The organism is Janibacter sp. UYMM211, assembly GCF_040547045.1.
Classification (GTDB): domain Bacteria; phylum Actinomycetota; class Actinomycetes; order Actinomycetales; family Dermatophilaceae; genus Marihabitans; species Marihabitans melonis.
The window spans coordinates 421,770-436,091 of sequence record NZ_JBEPOY010000002.1 but is presented as its reverse complement, the minus strand read 5'-3'; the positions used below and the strand labels follow the sequence as shown (position 1 = coordinate 436,091).

Genomic DNA, 14,322 nt, shown 5'->3' with positions numbered 1-14,322 from the left:
GGCGGACCGGCGAGGCACACTGATCGGCATGACCGACGCCCGCCGTTTCACCTCCGTCGAGCACGCCGCGAGCGCCCTCGCGGACGCCGGCTACATCGCCTCCGACGCCATCGCGACGACCGTCTACCTCGCGGACGCGCTCGGCAAGCCGCTCCTCGTCGAGGGGCCCGCCGGCGTCGGCAAGACCGAGCTGAGCAAGGCGGTCGCGACGGCGACCGGGGCCGAGCTCATCCGGCTCCAGTGCTACGAAGGGGTCGACGAGGCGCGCGCGCTCTACGAGTGGAACCACGCGAAGCAGCTGCTGCGCATCACCGCCGCCGGCGCGCACCACGACAGCACCGGCGCGGACGAGGCCGACTGGCAGCACGTGCGCGACGACATCTTCACCGACGAGTTCCTCCTCGACCGCCCGCTCCTCAAGGCGGTCCGCTCCGCGCACCCCACCGTGCTGCTCGTCGACGAGCTCGACAAGGCCGACGTCGAGATCGAGGGGCTGCTCCTGGAGATCCTCTCCGACTTCGCCGTCACGGTGCCCGAGCTCGGCACGATCACCGCACGGCACACCCCCTTCGTCGTCCTCACCTCGAACGCGACGCGAGAGCTCTCCGAGGCGCTGCGGCGCCGGTGCCTCTACCTGCACATCGACTACCCCGAGGCCGCGCTCGAGCAGCGCATCGTCTCGCTCAAGGTCCCCGAGCTCGACGCGACGCTCGCCGAGTCGGTCGTGCGGCTCGTCGGGGCGCTGCGCGAGATGCGGCTGCGCAAGTCGCCGTCGGTCGCCGAGACCATCGACTGGGCGCGCACCCTCATCGCCCTCGGCGGCGACAGCCTCGACCCCGAGCTCGTGCGCTCCAGCCTCGGCGTCCTGCTCAAGCACCAGGAGGACATCGACACCGCGACCGCGCGGCTGGACCTCACCCGTGCCCTCGCCTGACCTCGACGCGACGACGGGCGACCCGCTGACCCGGCGGGTCGTCGACCTCGCCCGCGCGCTGCGCCAGCACGGCGTCTCCGTCGGACCGTCCGAGAGCGTCGACGCGGCCGCCGCGTGCGCCGCCCTCGGCGTCACCGACCGCGAGCGTCTGCGCGCCGGGGTGGCCGCCGCGATGATGCGGCGCGAGGGCGACCGGGCGGTCTTCGACCAGCTCTTCGACATCTACTTCCCGGCGGCCGTCGGTGACCGGACCGAGGTCGGCGAGGTCGAGGCGGCCCGCGACCCCGCGAGCGCGCGCGAGGCGGCCGCCCGCCTGCGCGACGAGCTCGCCGACGCGCTGGCCGCCGACGACACGGCCGCCCTTGACCGGCTCGCCGCCCGCACGGTCGCCGAGCTCGGCGCCCTCGCCAACGAGGCGACGACCGGCAGCTACTCCGCGGCCCAGGCGCTCGAGCGGCTCGCCCCCCAGACCGCGATCGCGGCCGCCCTCCAGCGTGCCCGCGACGTCGGCCGGGTCGTCTCGGGCTCGGGCGAAGGGGGCGGTGGCGGCGGCTCCGGCAGCGGCGGCACGCAGGGCGGCGGGTCCGGTGGTGGGTCCGGCACGGGCGAGCAGGTGGAGTCGCTGACCGACCGCTTCGACCGCGACGAGATCCGCGGGCGGGTCGCGGGCTTCCGCCGACGGGTGGAGCGCGAGGCGACCCGGCGCAACGCCGAGGTCCGCGGGGCGGAGCGGATCAGCCGCTACGGCGTGCGAGACCCCCTGGCGCGCAAGGACTTCCTGCTCACCGGGACGACCGAGGCCGGCGAGCTGCAGGCGGCGATCCGACCGCTCGCCCGCAAGATCGCGGCGCGGCTCGCGGCCCGGCAGCGCCGCGCGTCGCGGGGGTCGGTCGACATCCGGCGCACCCTGCGGCGGGCGATGTCGACCGGTGGGGTGCCGGTGCGCCCGGCCTACAAGCACCGTCACCGCTCGCGCGCCGACGTCGTGCTCGTGTGCGACATGTCCGGCTCGGTGTCGGGCTTCTCGCGCTTCACGATGCTGCTGCTGCAGGCGCTGTCGACGCAGTTCCGGCGGGTGCGCTTCTTCGGCTTCGTCAACATCTGCGACGACATCACCGAGATCGTCACGAGCGCGCGGGTCGGCGAGGACATCCGCACCGAGGTCGCGCAGCGCGCGAGCATGTCGCGCTGGCACGGCAGCAGCGACTACGGCAGCGCGCTCACGGACTTCGTCGACCGCTGGCTCGACGCCGTCGGCCCCCGCAGCACGGTGCTCGTCCTCGGCGACGCCCGGACCAACGGCACCGAGCCGCACGTCGAGGCGCTGCGCACCATCGCCGCGCAGGCCCGCCACGTCGTGTGGCTCAACCCCGAGCCGCGGGCCCAGTGGGACAGCGGGGACTCCGTCGCCGGCCGCTACGGGCAGGTCGTCGACATGCACGAGGTCCGCAACCTCGACCAGCTGCGCCAGTTCGTCGCCCGCGCCCTCCCGGTCTGACCCGCCCCTCCCCCGTCGCCGACCCCTCCCCCTTCGCCGACCCCTCCCCCTTCGCCCCGGCCTCCCCCGTCGCCCGCCCCCCTCGCCCGGCCTCCGACAAAACCCTGCCAGCAGCCTTTCGACGTGGCGGGACCCTGTCGAAGGGGTCCTGGCACGTCAAGACCCAGCCAGCAGGGTTTTGTCGGAGGGGGGCAGGATCTCCACGAGATCTCCAGATCGACCTCCGAAGGCCTGCAGGTGGGGCTCCCTAGCCTGGGCTCATGCCGCTCGATCCTGTCCCCGCGCCACGTCGCGTCCTCGTCGTCGAGGACGACCCGACGATCAACCAGGCCCTGTGCGACCGCTTCGCCGCGGAGGGCTTCGCCGTCGAGCGGGCGGTCGACGGACCGGGCGCGGTCGACACCTTCGAGCGCACCGCGCCCGACGTCGTCGTCCTCGACCTCATGCTCCCCGGCTTCGACGGCCTCGAGGTGATGCGCCGGATCCAGCCGCTGCGCCCCGTGCCGGTGCTCGTGCTCACCGCCCGCGACGAGGAGGCCGACGTCGTCCTCGGTCTCGGGCTCGGTGCGGACGACTACCTCACCAAGCCCTTCCGGATGCGCGAGGTGCTCGCCCGCGTGCACGCCCTGCTGCGCCGGGTCGACCGCGCCCGCGAGCTCGCCGACCCGGGTACGCCGGTGCTGCGGCACGACGGCCTCGAGCTCGACCCGCGGACCCGTCGCTGCACCGTCGAGGGCACGGAGGTGCACCTCACGCCCACGGAGTTCGACCTGCTCGCGCTGCTCTGCGCCGACCCCGGCACCGTCGTGCGGCGCGAGCGGATCGTCGCCGAGCTGTGGGGCTGGGACGAGAGCCTGGGCAGCCGCACCCTCGACAGCCACGTCAAGGCGGTCCGGGCGAAGGTGGGCGCGCACCGTCTGCGCACCGTCCACGGCGTCGGGTACGCCCTGGCCGACGAGACGCCGTGATGGACCGTCACGAGCCCCTCGCGGGCGTCACCTCCATCCGGACCCGGCTCGCCGTGCTCGTCGGCGCGAGCGTCATCGTCGCCGCGCTCGTCGGTGCGCTGGGCACCGACGTCGGTGTGCCGCTGTGGATCTCGCTCCCGGTCACGATCGCCCTCGCGCTCGTCGTGACGCGCTGGCTCGCCACGGGGATGACGACGCCGCTGCGCGAGATGACGGCGGCGGCGAGCCGTGTCGCGGCCGGTGACTACGACGTGCGGGTCACCGACTCGGGGACCGCCGAGATCGGTGCCCTGTCGCGCGCGCTGTCATCGATGGCCCACGACCTCGGCGCCGCGGACGAGCACCGGCGTCGTCTCGTCGCGACCGTCGCCCACGAGCTGCGGACCCCCCTCGCGGCGCAGCAGGCCCTCCTGGAGAACCTCGTCGACGGCGTCACGGCACCCGACGACGCCGCGCTGCAGCAGGCGCTGCACCAGTCCGAGCGGCTCGGGGCGCTCGTCGCCGACCTGCTCGACCTCTCCCGCGACGACGGGCGCGGCGCGCCGATGACCCCGCAGCGCCTCCCCGTCCGCGAGCTCCTCGACCGCGCCGTCGGTGAGGCCGCGCTCCAGAGCCGCTCGGTCGAGCTCGTCGCGCGTGTCGACCCCGAGGACCTCGTCGTCACCGCCGACCGCGGTCGCCTGCAGCAGGTGCTCGCCAACCTCGTCGACAACGCCCTGCGCCACTCCCCCGAGGCGGGCACGGTCACCCTTCGTGCGGCGCTGGCCGGACCCGACCACTGGTCGCTCACCGTGGAGGACGAGGGGCCCGGCCTCGCGCCCGACCGCGCGGAGCGCCTCTTCGACCGCTTCGGCAGCGGTGGCGACGCGGCCGGCGGCACCGGGCTCGGCCTGGCCATCGTCGGCTGGGTCGCGGCGATGCACGGCGGCCGGGTCGAGGCCCTCCCGCCCCGAGAGGGCTGCTCCCCCGGCGCCCGGTTGCGCATGACCCTGCCCCTCGACCCCTCCGCCCGACTCCAGGAGCCCGTGATGAGCACACCCGACCCCGCCCTGCCCGCACCGACGGTGCCGACCGTCGCACCGCTGCCCGACGTGCTCGACCAGCCCCGCGGCTGGGTCCGCCGGTGGTGGCCGGAGCGCGACGAGCGCCCGCAGACGCAGGCCGTCGGGGTGGCGCTGGCCGTCGGCGCGCTCGCCGCCGTCGTGCTCCCGGGGCACGACCCCGGCCTCGGGCTGCTCCTCGTCCTCGTGGCGGGCGGGGTGAGCCTGTGGGTCGCCTCGCCGCGCCGGTCGCGCCCGCTCTCCTTCGTCGTCGCCGCGCTCGCGGTGCCGCTCGCCCTGACGACGGTGCTGCGGGCCGACTTCGGGCTCGTCGTCCTCGCCCTGCTCACCGCCGCGGTGCTCGCGATGCTCGCGTGCACCGGCGCCCGCTCCCTGCCGGGTGTCGCCGCGGGTGTCCTCGCCTGGCCGGCCGCCGCGCTGCGCGGCCTGCCCCTGCTCGACCGGACCCTGCGGGCGAGCGCACGCCGAGGACAGGTGTGGTCGACGGTGCGGGTGGCCGCGATCTCGCTCGTGCTGCTCCTCGTCTTCGGCGGGCTGCTCGCCAGCTCCGACGCCGTGCTCGGCTCCTGGGTCGACGCCGCGCTGCCGGAGATCGGGGACGACGCCGTCTTCCGGGTCTTCACCTTCGTCTTCTTCGCCGGCGTCACGCTGTGCGGTCTCTACGTCGCGATCAACCCGCCGGCCGTCGACGCGGTCGAGCCCAGCGCGGTCGTCGGCTACCGGGTGCCACCGCGGGAGTGGCAGGTGCCGCTCGCCGTCGTCATCGCCGTCTTCGTCGCCTGGCTCGCGGCCCAGGCCGCCTCGCTCGTCGGCGGCCACGAGTACGTGCTGCGCACGACCGGAGTCACCTACGCCGAGTCCGCCCGCGAGGGGTTCGCCCAGCTCGCCCTCGTCACCGCGCTGACGATCGGGCTCGTCAGCCTCGTACGCACGTGGGGTCGCGCGGAGCGCGCGGCCGACCGGCGCCTGCGCACCGGGCTCTGCACCGCCCTGTGCGTGCTCGCCCTGCTCGTCGTCGGCTCGGCCCTGCGCCGCATGGCGCTCTACCAGGAGGCCTACGGGTGGACCGTCACGCGGGTGGCCGCGGACCTGCTCGAGATCTGGTTCGGCGTCGTGCTCCTCGGCGTCCTCGTCTCGCTCTACGTGCCCTGGCGGCGGTGGTCGGGCCGCTTCGTCGTCCTCACCGGTGCGGCGACGATGCTCGTCCTCACGGTCGGCGACGTCTCCGCCTTCGTCGCCGGGCGCAACATCGCGCGCTACGAGGCGACGGGGCGGATCGACACCGAGTACCTCACGTCGATGAGCGCGGACGCCGCGCCGACGATCCACGCGAGCTCGCTGCCCCGAGACGTCAAGGCCTGCGCGCTGGCTCGGTGGTCCGACCCGGACGAGGGGGTGCCGGCGTGGAACCTCTCGCGGCACCGCGCCCAGGAGATCGCCCGCGTCTACGTCGGTGACCCGGCCGCCGCGACCTGCCCGTCCGGACCCCGCTGGTCCTAGTCCCCCACGGCCGTCGCACGTCGGGCGTAGCCTGACGCCGATGCGTCCAGCGACCTCGTCACTGGCGACCCTGAGCCGCCTCGTGCGCCCCACGCACGCCTCCGCGTGCGTGGGGTGGTCCGCGCACGCGGAGGGGGTCGACCGTCTCCTCGCCTCCTTCGCAGCGGTCCCCGCCGAGCAGCAGGTGCGGCTGGCCAAGAGCACCTCGAACCTCTTCCGCGAGCGCTCGCGCGCACGCGGGCCCGGCCTGGACACGAGCGGTCTCACCGGGGTCGTCGAGGTCGACCCGGCGACCCGCACCGCCGAGGTCCAGGGGATGTGCACCTACGAGACGCTCGTCGACGCGACCCTCGCGCACGGGCTCCTGCCGCTCGTCGTCCCGCAGCTGAAGACGATCACCCTCGGTGGTGCCGTCACCGGGCTCGGCATCGAGTCGACCTCCTTCCGCCACGGCCTGCCGCACGAGTCGGTGCGCTCGATGGACGTGCTCACCGGGACCGGCGAGGTCGTCACCGCCTCCCCCGACGGGACCGCCGACGAGCAGGCCCTGTGGCGCGGCTTCCCCAACTCCTACGGCAGCCTCGGCTACGCGGTGCGGCTGCGCATCGAGCTCGAGGAGGCACCCCCCTTCGTCGCCCTGCGCTCGGTGCGCCTGGACGACCTCGACGCCCTGCAGGACACCCTCGCCCGGGTGGCGGAGACCGGCGCGCACGACGGCGAACGGGTGGACGCGGTCGACGCCGTCGTCTTCGCCGCGGACGAGTGCTACGTCGTCCTCGCCCGGTGGAGCGACGAGCCGGGGCCGACGAGCGACTACACGGGTCGGCAGGTCTACTACCGCTCGCTCCAGCACCCGAGCGGCACGACCCACGACCGCCTCACGATCCGTGACTACGTGTGGCGCTGGGACACCGACTGGTTCTGGTGCTCGCGCGCCTTCGGCGCCCAGGACCCACGCGTACGGCGGCTGTGGCCGAGACGATGGCTGCGCAGCAGCGTCTACTGGCGTCTCGTCGCCCTCGACCGCCGGTTCGCGGTCGCCGACCGGCTCGAGCGCCGCGCCGGCCGCCCGCCCCGCGAGCGCGTGGTCCAGGACGTCGAGGTCGAGGTCGGTCGCACCGCGGACTTCCTGCGGTGGTTCGTCGCCGAGGTGCCGGTCGAGCCGGTCTGGCTGTGCCCGCTGCGGCTGCGCGAGAGCTCCGACGCCCCCGGCGCCGACCGCCCGTGGCCGCTCTACCCCCTTCGTCCCGGGCGCACCTACGTCAACATCGGCTTCTGGTCGACGGTGCCCGCCACCCCCGGCGACCCCAGCGCCTGCAACCGCGCCGTCGAGCAGGCCGTGGGGCGCATGGGCGGGCACAAGTCCCTCTACTCCGAGGCCTTCTACGACGAGGCGACCTTCGCCGCCCTCTACGGCGGTGATCACGCGCAGCGCCTCAAGACCCGCTTCGACCCCGGGTCCCGCTTCCCGACCCTCTACGACAAGGCGGTCCGACGACGATGACGACGCAGACGACGACCCGCGACCGGATGAGCGTCGCCGAGATCCTCCAGGCCTTCCTGCCCGCCGACGCACCGCTGCGGGTGTGCGCCTACGACGGCTCGGTCTTCGGCTCCCCGGACGCTCGCCTCGAGATCGAGGTCCTCTCCCCGCGCGCGGTGCAGCACGTCGTCACCGCACCGGGCGACCTCGGGCTGGCCCGGGCCTACCTCTCCGGCGAGCTGCGGCTCGGGGGCGTGCACCCCGGAGCCCCGCACGACCTCTTCGCCGTCCTCGAGCACCTGCGCAAGGAGGTCGCCCGCCGGCCCGACGCCCGCACCCTGGCCCGGGTGGCCCGCTCGCTCGGGCCGTCCGCCGTGCGACGCCCACCGGTCCCGGACCTCGAGGCACCGCCCGGCTGGCAGCGGGCCCTGCACGGGCTGCGCCGGCACACCCGGGCCCGCGACCTCGAGGCCGTCTCCTCCCACTACGACGTGTCGAACCGCTTCTACGAGCTCGTCCTCGGGCCGTCGATGACGTACACGTGCGCCGTCTACCCCGACGAGGGGGCGACCCTCGAGCAGGCGCAGGAGCACAAGTACCGCCTCGTGCACGACAAGCTCTCGCTCGCCCCGGGTGACCGGCTCCTCGACCTCGGCTGCGGGTGGGGCGGCATGGTGCGCCATGCCGCCCGTCGTGGGGTGCGCGCGCTCGGCGTCACCCTCAGCGCCGAGCAGGCCGCGTGGGCGCAGCGCGAGATCGAGCGCGAGGGTCTGGGCGATCTCGCCGAGGTGCGCCTGCAGGACTACCGCGACGTGCCCGAGCGGGACTTCGACGCCGTGAGCTCGATCGGGATGACCGAGCACATCGGGCGCGACCACTGCGGCGAGTACTTCGGCGAGGTCCGCGAGCTGCTGCGCCCCGGCGGGCTCTTCCTCAACCACTGCATCACCCGGCCGGTCACCGTCGGGCCGGCCCGCGCCGGCCGCTTCATCGACCGCTACGTCTTCCCCGACGGCGAGCTGAGCGCCGGGGGCACGGTCCTCGCGGCGATCCAGGACGCCGGCCTCGAGGTGCACCACGCCGAGAACCTGCGCCAGCACTACGCACGCACCCTCGCGGGCTGGTGCGCGAACCTCGTCGAGCACTGGGAGGAGTGCGTCGCCGAGGTCGGCGAGCCGAAGGCCCGGCTGTGGGGCCTGTACATGGGCGCCTGCCAGTACGGCTTCGAGACCGATGTCACCGAGCTCTTCCACGTCCTCGCCCAGCGGCCGCTGGCACCCCGTCGGCCGGCGCCGGTCCCCCTTCGCCCGTGGTGGGGCGGGTAGCCCGGCCTCGACGCGACGAAGGACCCGACCAGCCGGCCGGGTCCTTCGTCGTCGAGCCGTCGCTCAGGCGTCCTTGCCGAAGGTGGTGGGGTCCGGGCCGATCCGCCCGTCCGAGCGGTCGAGGCCCTCGATCGCCTTGAGGTCGTCGTCGTCGAGCGTCACCTCGGTCGCCGCGAAGTTCTCCGCGATGCGCGAAGGGGTGACCGACTTGGGGATGACGACGTGGTCGAGGGCGAGGTGCCAGGCGATGACGACCTGCGCCGGGGTCGCGTCGTGCTTGCGGGCGAGGTCGAGGATCACCTCGTCCTGGAGCAGCTCGCCGCCCTGGCCGAGCGGGCTCCACGCCTGCGTGACGACCGCGTGCGAGCGGTGGAAGTCGCGCAGCTCGCGCTGCTGGAAGTACGGGTGCAGCTCGACCTGGTTGATCGCCGGCATGATGCCGGTGAGGTCGCTGGCGCGCTGGAGGTGCTCGGGCTCGAAGTTGCACACGCCGACGGCCCGGGTCAGTCCCTCCTCGCGGACCGCGAGCAGCGAGCGCCACGCCTGCGCGTAGCGGTCGGCCGCCGGCACCGGCCAGTGCATGAGGTAGAGGTCGACCTGCGTCAGGCCGAGGCGCTCGAGCGAGCCGCGCAGCGCGGTGCGCACGGTGTCGACGTCGCCCTGGTCGTCGTTCCACAGCTTCGTCGTGACGAAGATGTCCTCGCGCGGGTAGGGCGCGTGCTCGAGCGCGCGGCCCACGCCGGCCTCGTTGCCGTAGATCCGCGCGGTGTCGATGTGCCGGTAGCCGGCACCGAGCGCGGCCGCGACCGGCGCCTCGACCTGGTCGTCGTCGACCTGGAAGACGCCGAAGCCGAGCTGGGGGATGTCGACGCCGCCGGAGGAGGGGTCGAGGTGCACGTTCTTCACATCAGCCATGTCCTCGACCCTAGGCGCTGGAGCCCCGGCCCGGCCCCCTCGCGCGGGCCGTTGTCCAGGTCATAGTCACCTCACGACCGGCGCCCGCACGACCCCGCTACAGTCCCCCTCATGGCCATCAGCAAAGTCCTCATCGCCAACCGTGGCGAGATCGCAGTCCGTATCGCCCGCGCGTGCAAGGACCACGGCATCGGCTCGGTCGCCGTCTACGCAGACCCCGACCGGGAGTCGCTGCACGTCACGGTGGCCGACGAGGCCTACGCCCTCGGCGGCACGACGCCCGGCGACTCCTACCTGCTGCAGGACAAGCTCATCGAGGTCGCCCGTCAGGCAGGCGCCGACGCGGTCCACCCCGGCTACGGGTTCCTCGCCGAGAACGCCGAGTTCGCCCAGGCCGTCATCGACGCCGGGCTGACCTGGATCGGCCCCTCCCCCGAGGCCATCGACGCGCTCGGCGACAAGGCCAAGGCCAAGCACATCGCCGTCAGGGCGGAGGCGCCTCTCGCGCCCGGCACGAAGGACCCGGTCAAGGACGCCGACGAGGTCGTCGCGCTCGCCCAGGAGTTCGGGCTGCCGGTCGCCATCAAGGCGGTCTACGGCGGTGGCGGGCGCGGCCTCAAGGTCGCCCGCACCCTCGAGGAGATCCCCGAGCTCTACGAGTCCGCGGTGCGCGAGGCGGTCACCGCCTTCGGCCGCGGCGAGTGTCTCGTCGAGAAGTTCCTCGACCGCCCGCGCCACGTCGAGACCCAGTGCCTGGCCGACCAGCACGGCAACGTCGTCGTCGTCTCGACCCGCGACTGCTCGCTGCAGCGCCGCAACCAGAAGCTCGTCGAGGAGGCGCCCGCGCCCTTCCTCACCGACGAGCAGAACGCCGAGCTCGTCCGCGCCTCGAAGGCCATCCTGCGCGAGGCCGGCTACGTCGGCGCCGGGACCTGCGAGTACCTCGTCGCCCAGGACGGCACGATCAGCTTCCTCGAGGTCAACACCCGCCTGCAGGTCGAGCACCCGGTGACCGAGGAGGTCACCGGCATCGACCTCGTGCGCGAGCAGTTCCGCATCGCCGACGGCGAGGAGCTCGGCTTCGACGACCCCGCGCCGCGCGCCCACTCCTTCGAGTTCCGGATCAACGGCGAGGACGCCGGCCGCGGCTTCATCCCAGCCCCGGGCACCGTCTCGGCGATGACGATCCCGCAGGGCCCGGGCGTGCGCTGGGACGCCGGCATCGTCGCCGGCGACACCGTCGCCGGCGCCTTCGACTCGATGATCGCCAAGCTCGTCGTCACCGGCAGCACCCGTGAGCAGGCCCTCGCGCGCTCCCGCCGTGCGCTCGACGAGCTGCAGGTCGAGGGCATGCCGACCGTCCTGCCCTTCCACCGCAAGGTCGTCTCCGACCCCGCCTTCGCCCCCGCGGACCCGCAGGAGGCCTTCTCCGTGCACACGCGCTGGATCGAGGAGGAGATGGTCAACGACATCGCCCCCTACGGCGGAGAGGTCGCCGAGGGCGAGGAGACCGGTGAGCGCCAGCGCGTCACCGTCGAGGTCGGCGGCAAGCGCCTCGAGGTCGTCCTGCCCGCCGGGCTCGCGCTCGGCGGCGGTGGCGGTGCCACCGCCAAGAAGAAGGCCCCCCGCCGCAGCGGCGGCAAGAGCGGCGGCGCCGCCGCCTCCGGCGACTCCCTCACCGCACCCATGCAGGGCACGATCGTCAAGGTCGCCGTCGAGGAGGGGCAGAGCGTCGCCGAGGGCGAGCTCGTCCTCGTGCTCGAGGCGATGAAGATGGAGCAGCCGATCACCGCGCACAAGGCCGGCACCATCACCGGCCTCGCCGCCGAGGTCGGGGCCACCGTGAGCAACGGCGCCGTCCTCGCCGAGATCAAGGATGCCGAGGGCGCCTGACCCTCCGCGGACGACGAAGGGGGGCGGTCACCGGATCGGTGACCGCCCCCCTTCGTCGTGCGGTGGTGCGACGGGCGCTCGCGCGCCGCCCGCTCAGCCGCGCAGCTCCTCGCCACCGGGCGGGGTGCCGTCGGTCTGCGTCTGGGGGTCGAACTCAGGCTGGGTGCCCGGCAGCGGGTCGGGGTCGCTCTGCGGCGGCGGCCCCGGGGTCGGCGTGCCGCCCGGCTGGGGCTCGGGGGTGACACCGGGCAGCGGGCTCGGCTCGCCGCCCGGGGTCTCGCCGGGCACCGCGGGGGCGTTCGGGTCGCCGGGCTGGGCATCGCCCTGCGCGGGCGGGACGGGGTTGGGTGCGGGGATCTGCTGGTCGCTCATCCGGGCCTCCTCATCGGTCCCGGCGGACGCTCCGCCGGGCCGCTCCCGACGCTACGCCGCGATCAGGCCTCGGTGGGGTGCAGGCGCCGGGCCGCCTCGGCGAGCGTGCCGCTCAGCGAGGGGTAGACGGTGAAGGTGGCGGCGACCTGGTCGACGCTCAGCCTGTTCTGGACCGCGAGGGAGAGCGGGAAGATCAGCTCCGAGGCGCGCGGGGCGACGACGACGCCCCCGAGCACGGTGCCCGCGCCGCGCATCGAGAACATCTTGACGAAGCCCTCCGAGATGCCGAGCATCTTCGCCCGCGGGTTGCGCGCGAGCGGCATCGTCACGGCCTCGACCTCCTCGCTGGCCTCGGCCTGCGCCGCGGTCATGCCGACCGTGGCGATCTCGGGGTCGGTGAAGACGTTGGCGCTCACGGCGCCGAGACGAAGGGGGGCCACCGCGTCGCCGAGCGCGTGGGACATGGCGATCCGGCCCTGCATGGCCGCGACGGAGGCGAGCGCGAAGACGCCGGTGCAGTCGCCGGCGGCGTAGACGCCGCGCACCGACGTGCGCGAGACGCGGTCGACGGCGACGTGCCCGGACTCGCTGAGCTCGACCCCGGCCTCCTCGAGCCCGAGGCCCGAGGTCTGCGGCACGGCACCGACGGCGATGAGCACGTGGCTGCCCTCGACCTCGCGGCCGTCGGTGAGGGTGACGACGACGCCGTCCCCGCGGCGCTCGGCGGAGGCCATCCGCGACCGGTTGAGCACAGTCATCCCGCGCCTGCGGAAGACGTCCTCGATGACGGCCGCGGCGTCCTGGTCCTCCCCGGGCAGGACGAGGTCGCGCGAGGAGACGAGGGTGACGCGGGCGCCCAGGCCGAGGAAGCCCTGCGCGAGCTCGGCACCGGTGACGCCCGAGCCGACGACGACGAGGTGCTCGGGCAGCTCGGTGAGCCCGTAGATCTGCTGCCACGTGAGGATCCGCTCGCCGTCGGGCTGCGCCGTGGGCAGCACGCGCGGGGTGGCACCGGTCGAGACGAGCACGACGTCGGCCTCGAGCCGCTCGTCCCCCTCGTCGGTCGTCGCGACGACGACGCCGGGCGACTCGAGACGGCCCGTGCCGGAGACGACCCGCACCCCGACCTCGTCGAGACGGGCCGAGATGTCGCTGGACTGGTGGGCGGCGAGGTCGAGCACGCGGCGGTTGACCTCGCCCAGGGCGGCGACCGTGTCGGTGACGGCGTCGCCCTCGCCGTCCTCGAGGTGGACGCCGAGGTCAGCCGCGGTCTCGAAGGCCGACATGTAGTCGGCGGTGGCGATGAGGGTCTTGCTCGGCACGCAGTCGGTGAGCACCGCCGCGCCGCCGATGCCGTCGCGGTCGACGATGGTCACCCGCGCACCGAGGTGCGCGGCGACGAGGGCCGCCTCGTACCCGCCGGGGCCGCCGCCGATGATCACCACAGAGCTGTCGCGCGTCGTCACGGCCCCCATCCAACCACCCCGGCCGGGGCGCGGCGGTGGCCGCTCAGCCCGCGATAGCCTGCCCCCCGTGCATGACGACCCCGCCGCCCTCGACCTCGACGACCCCGCGACCGACCCGATGGACGTGGCCCGTGCCGCAGCAGCGGTGATCGCGGAGCGCACCGGGGCGCCGCGTCACGACGTCGCCCTCGTCCTCGGCTCGGGGTGGGGCCAGGCCGGCGACCTCGTCGGCGAGACCCTCGCGAGCATCGAGCAGGACGAGGTGCCGGGCTTCGCCCGGGCCAGCGTCGCGGGGCACTCGGGCGTCATGCGCTCGGTCGCCATCGGCGAGACGGGGCGTCGCGCCCTCGTCTACGGCACCCGCACGCACTACTACGAGGGTCGCGGCGTCCGGGCTGTCGTGCACGCGATCCGCACCGCGGCCGCCGCCGGGTGCTCGACCGTCGTGCTCACCAACGGCTGCGGCGGGCTGCGCCCCGAGTGGGGCCCGGGCACCCCGGTCCTCATCAGCGACCACATCAACCTCACGGCGACCTCGCCGATCGAGGGCGCGACCTTCGTCGACCTCACCGACCTGTACTCGAGCCGGCTGCGCGCCGTGGCTCGCGAGGTCGACCCGGGTCTGGACGAAGGGGTCTACGTCCAGTTCCGCGGTCCGCACTACGAGACCCCGGCCGAGGTGCGCATGGCCGGCACCCTCGGCGGCGACCTCGTCGGCATGTCGACCTCGCTCGAGGCGATCGCCGCCCGCCAGGCCGGTCTCGAGGTCCTCGGCATCTCGCTCGTCACCAACCACGCCGCCGGTGTGAGCGACCAGCCGCTCTCGCACGACGAGGTCGTCGCCGCGGGGCAGGCCGCCGCGCAGCGCTGCGGCCGGCTGCTCGCCGACATCGTCGGCCGGATCTGA

General features: G+C 74.4%; 11 protein-coding genes. 8 read left to right on the top strand and 3 right to left on the bottom strand.

Annotated elements, in window-relative coordinates:
- Positions 1-28 precede the first annotated feature (28 nt).
- From ABIB53_RS07210 to ABIB53_RS07185, 6 genes are all read left to right on the top strand, one after another.
- Positions 29-934 carry an AAA family ATPase gene (locus ABIB53_RS07210; protein ID WP_354587666.1) on the top strand — a complete coding sequence of 302 codons (906 nt, stop codon included), beginning with the start codon at positions 29-31 and terminating at the stop codon, positions 932-934.
- Positions 921-2,432 (top strand): VWA domain-containing protein, encoded by a 1,512-nt coding sequence (locus tag ABIB53_RS07205; protein WP_354587665.1) that lies wholly within the window; start codon positions 921-923, stop codon positions 2,430-2,432. Before ABIB53_RS07210 ends, ABIB53_RS07205 begins: the two co-directional genes overlap by 14 nt.
- Before the next feature lie 260 nt (positions 2,433-2,692).
- Positions 2,693-3,400 (top strand): response regulator transcription factor, encoded by a 708-nt coding sequence (locus ABIB53_RS07200; RefSeq protein WP_123091151.1) that lies wholly within the window; start codon positions 2,693-2,695, stop codon positions 3,398-3,400.
- Complete coding sequence (locus ABIB53_RS07195; protein ID WP_354587664.1) at positions 3,400-5,961, top strand: DUF4153 domain-containing protein; 2,562 nt, start codon at positions 3,400-3,402, stop codon at positions 5,959-5,961. Before ABIB53_RS07200 ends, ABIB53_RS07195 begins: the two co-directional genes overlap by 1 nt.
- Before the next feature lie 40 nt (positions 5,962-6,001).
- Positions 6,002-7,465: an FAD-binding oxidoreductase gene (locus ABIB53_RS07190; RefSeq protein WP_354587663.1), complete on the top strand. Its 1,464-nt coding sequence runs from the start codon at positions 6,002-6,004 to the stop codon at positions 7,463-7,465.
- Complete coding sequence (locus ABIB53_RS07185; RefSeq protein ID WP_354587662.1) at positions 7,462-8,769, top strand: class I SAM-dependent methyltransferase; 1,308 nt, start codon at positions 7,462-7,464, stop codon at positions 8,767-8,769. Before ABIB53_RS07190 ends, ABIB53_RS07185 begins: the two co-directional genes overlap by 4 nt.
- A 63-nt stretch (positions 8,770-8,832) precedes the next feature.
- On the opposite strand, the gene ABIB53_RS07180 is transcribed toward ABIB53_RS07185, so the two are convergent.
- Positions 8,833-9,684, bottom strand: coding sequence for an aldo/keto reductase (locus ABIB53_RS07180; protein ID WP_123091154.1), 852 nt, complete (start codon positions 9,682-9,684; stop codon positions 8,833-8,835).
- Between the two features lie 111 nt (positions 9,685-9,795).
- Between ABIB53_RS07180 and ABIB53_RS07175 the strand changes: the two genes are divergently transcribed.
- On the top strand, positions 9,796-11,577 hold the full coding sequence (locus ABIB53_RS07175) for an acetyl/propionyl/methylcrotonyl-CoA carboxylase subunit alpha (protein ID WP_354587661.1): 1,782 nt from the start codon (positions 9,796-9,798) through the stop codon (positions 11,575-11,577).
- A gap of 93 nt (positions 11,578-11,670) precedes the next feature.
- Here ABIB53_RS07175 and ABIB53_RS07170 read toward each other — a convergent pair whose 3' ends face one another.
- The gene (locus tag ABIB53_RS07170) at positions 11,671-11,949 is read right to left on the bottom strand and encodes a hypothetical protein (protein WP_123091156.1); all 279 of its coding nucleotides are present in this window, start codon (positions 11,947-11,949) and stop codon (positions 11,671-11,673) included.
- 62 nt (positions 11,950-12,011) lie between these two features.
- The gene (locus ABIB53_RS07165; RefSeq protein ID WP_123091543.1) at positions 12,012-13,535 is read right to left on the bottom strand and encodes an NAD(P)H-quinone dehydrogenase; all 1,524 of its coding nucleotides are present in this window, start codon (positions 13,533-13,535) and stop codon (positions 12,012-12,014) included.
- Here ABIB53_RS07165 and ABIB53_RS07160 point away from each other — a divergent pair.
- Entirely contained in the window at positions 13,534-14,322 is a 789-nt protein-coding gene (locus ABIB53_RS07160) for a purine-nucleoside phosphorylase (RefSeq protein ID WP_123091542.1), read from the top strand. The genes ABIB53_RS07165 and ABIB53_RS07160 overlap by 2 nt on opposite strands.

Excerpts from the sequence above, each read along its gene's own strand:
- ABIB53_RS07210 (WP_354587666.1), top strand. The coding sequence starts at position 29 with ATGACCGACGCCCGCCGTTTCACCTCCGTCGAGCACGCCGCGAGCGCC.
- ABIB53_RS07200 (WP_123091151.1), top strand. The coding sequence starts at position 2,693 with ATGCCGCTCGATCCTGTCCCCGCGCCACGTCGCGTCCTCGTCGTCGAG.
- ABIB53_RS07195 (WP_354587664.1), top strand. The coding sequence starts at position 3,400 with ATGGACCGTCACGAGCCCCTCGCGGGCGTCACCTCCATCCGGACCCGG.
- ABIB53_RS07190 (WP_354587663.1), top strand. The coding sequence starts at position 6,002 with ATGCGTCCAGCGACCTCGTCACTGGCGACCCTGAGCCGCCTCGTGCGC.
- ABIB53_RS07185 (WP_354587662.1), top strand. The coding sequence starts at position 7,462 with ATGACGACGCAGACGACGACCCGCGACCGGATGAGCGTCGCCGAGATC.
- ABIB53_RS07180 (WP_123091154.1), bottom strand. The coding sequence starts at position 9,684 with ATGGCTGATGTGAAGAACGTGCACCTCGACCCCTCCTCCGGCGGCGTC.
- ABIB53_RS07175 (WP_354587661.1), top strand. The coding sequence starts at position 9,796 with ATGGCCATCAGCAAAGTCCTCATCGCCAACCGTGGCGAGATCGCAGTC.
- ABIB53_RS07170 (WP_123091156.1), bottom strand. The coding sequence starts at position 11,949 with ATGAGCGACCAGCAGATCCCCGCACCCAACCCCGTCCCGCCCGCGCAG.
- ABIB53_RS07160 (WP_123091542.1), top strand. The coding sequence starts at position 13,534 with ATGGACGTGGCCCGTGCCGCAGCAGCGGTGATCGCGGAGCGCACCGGG.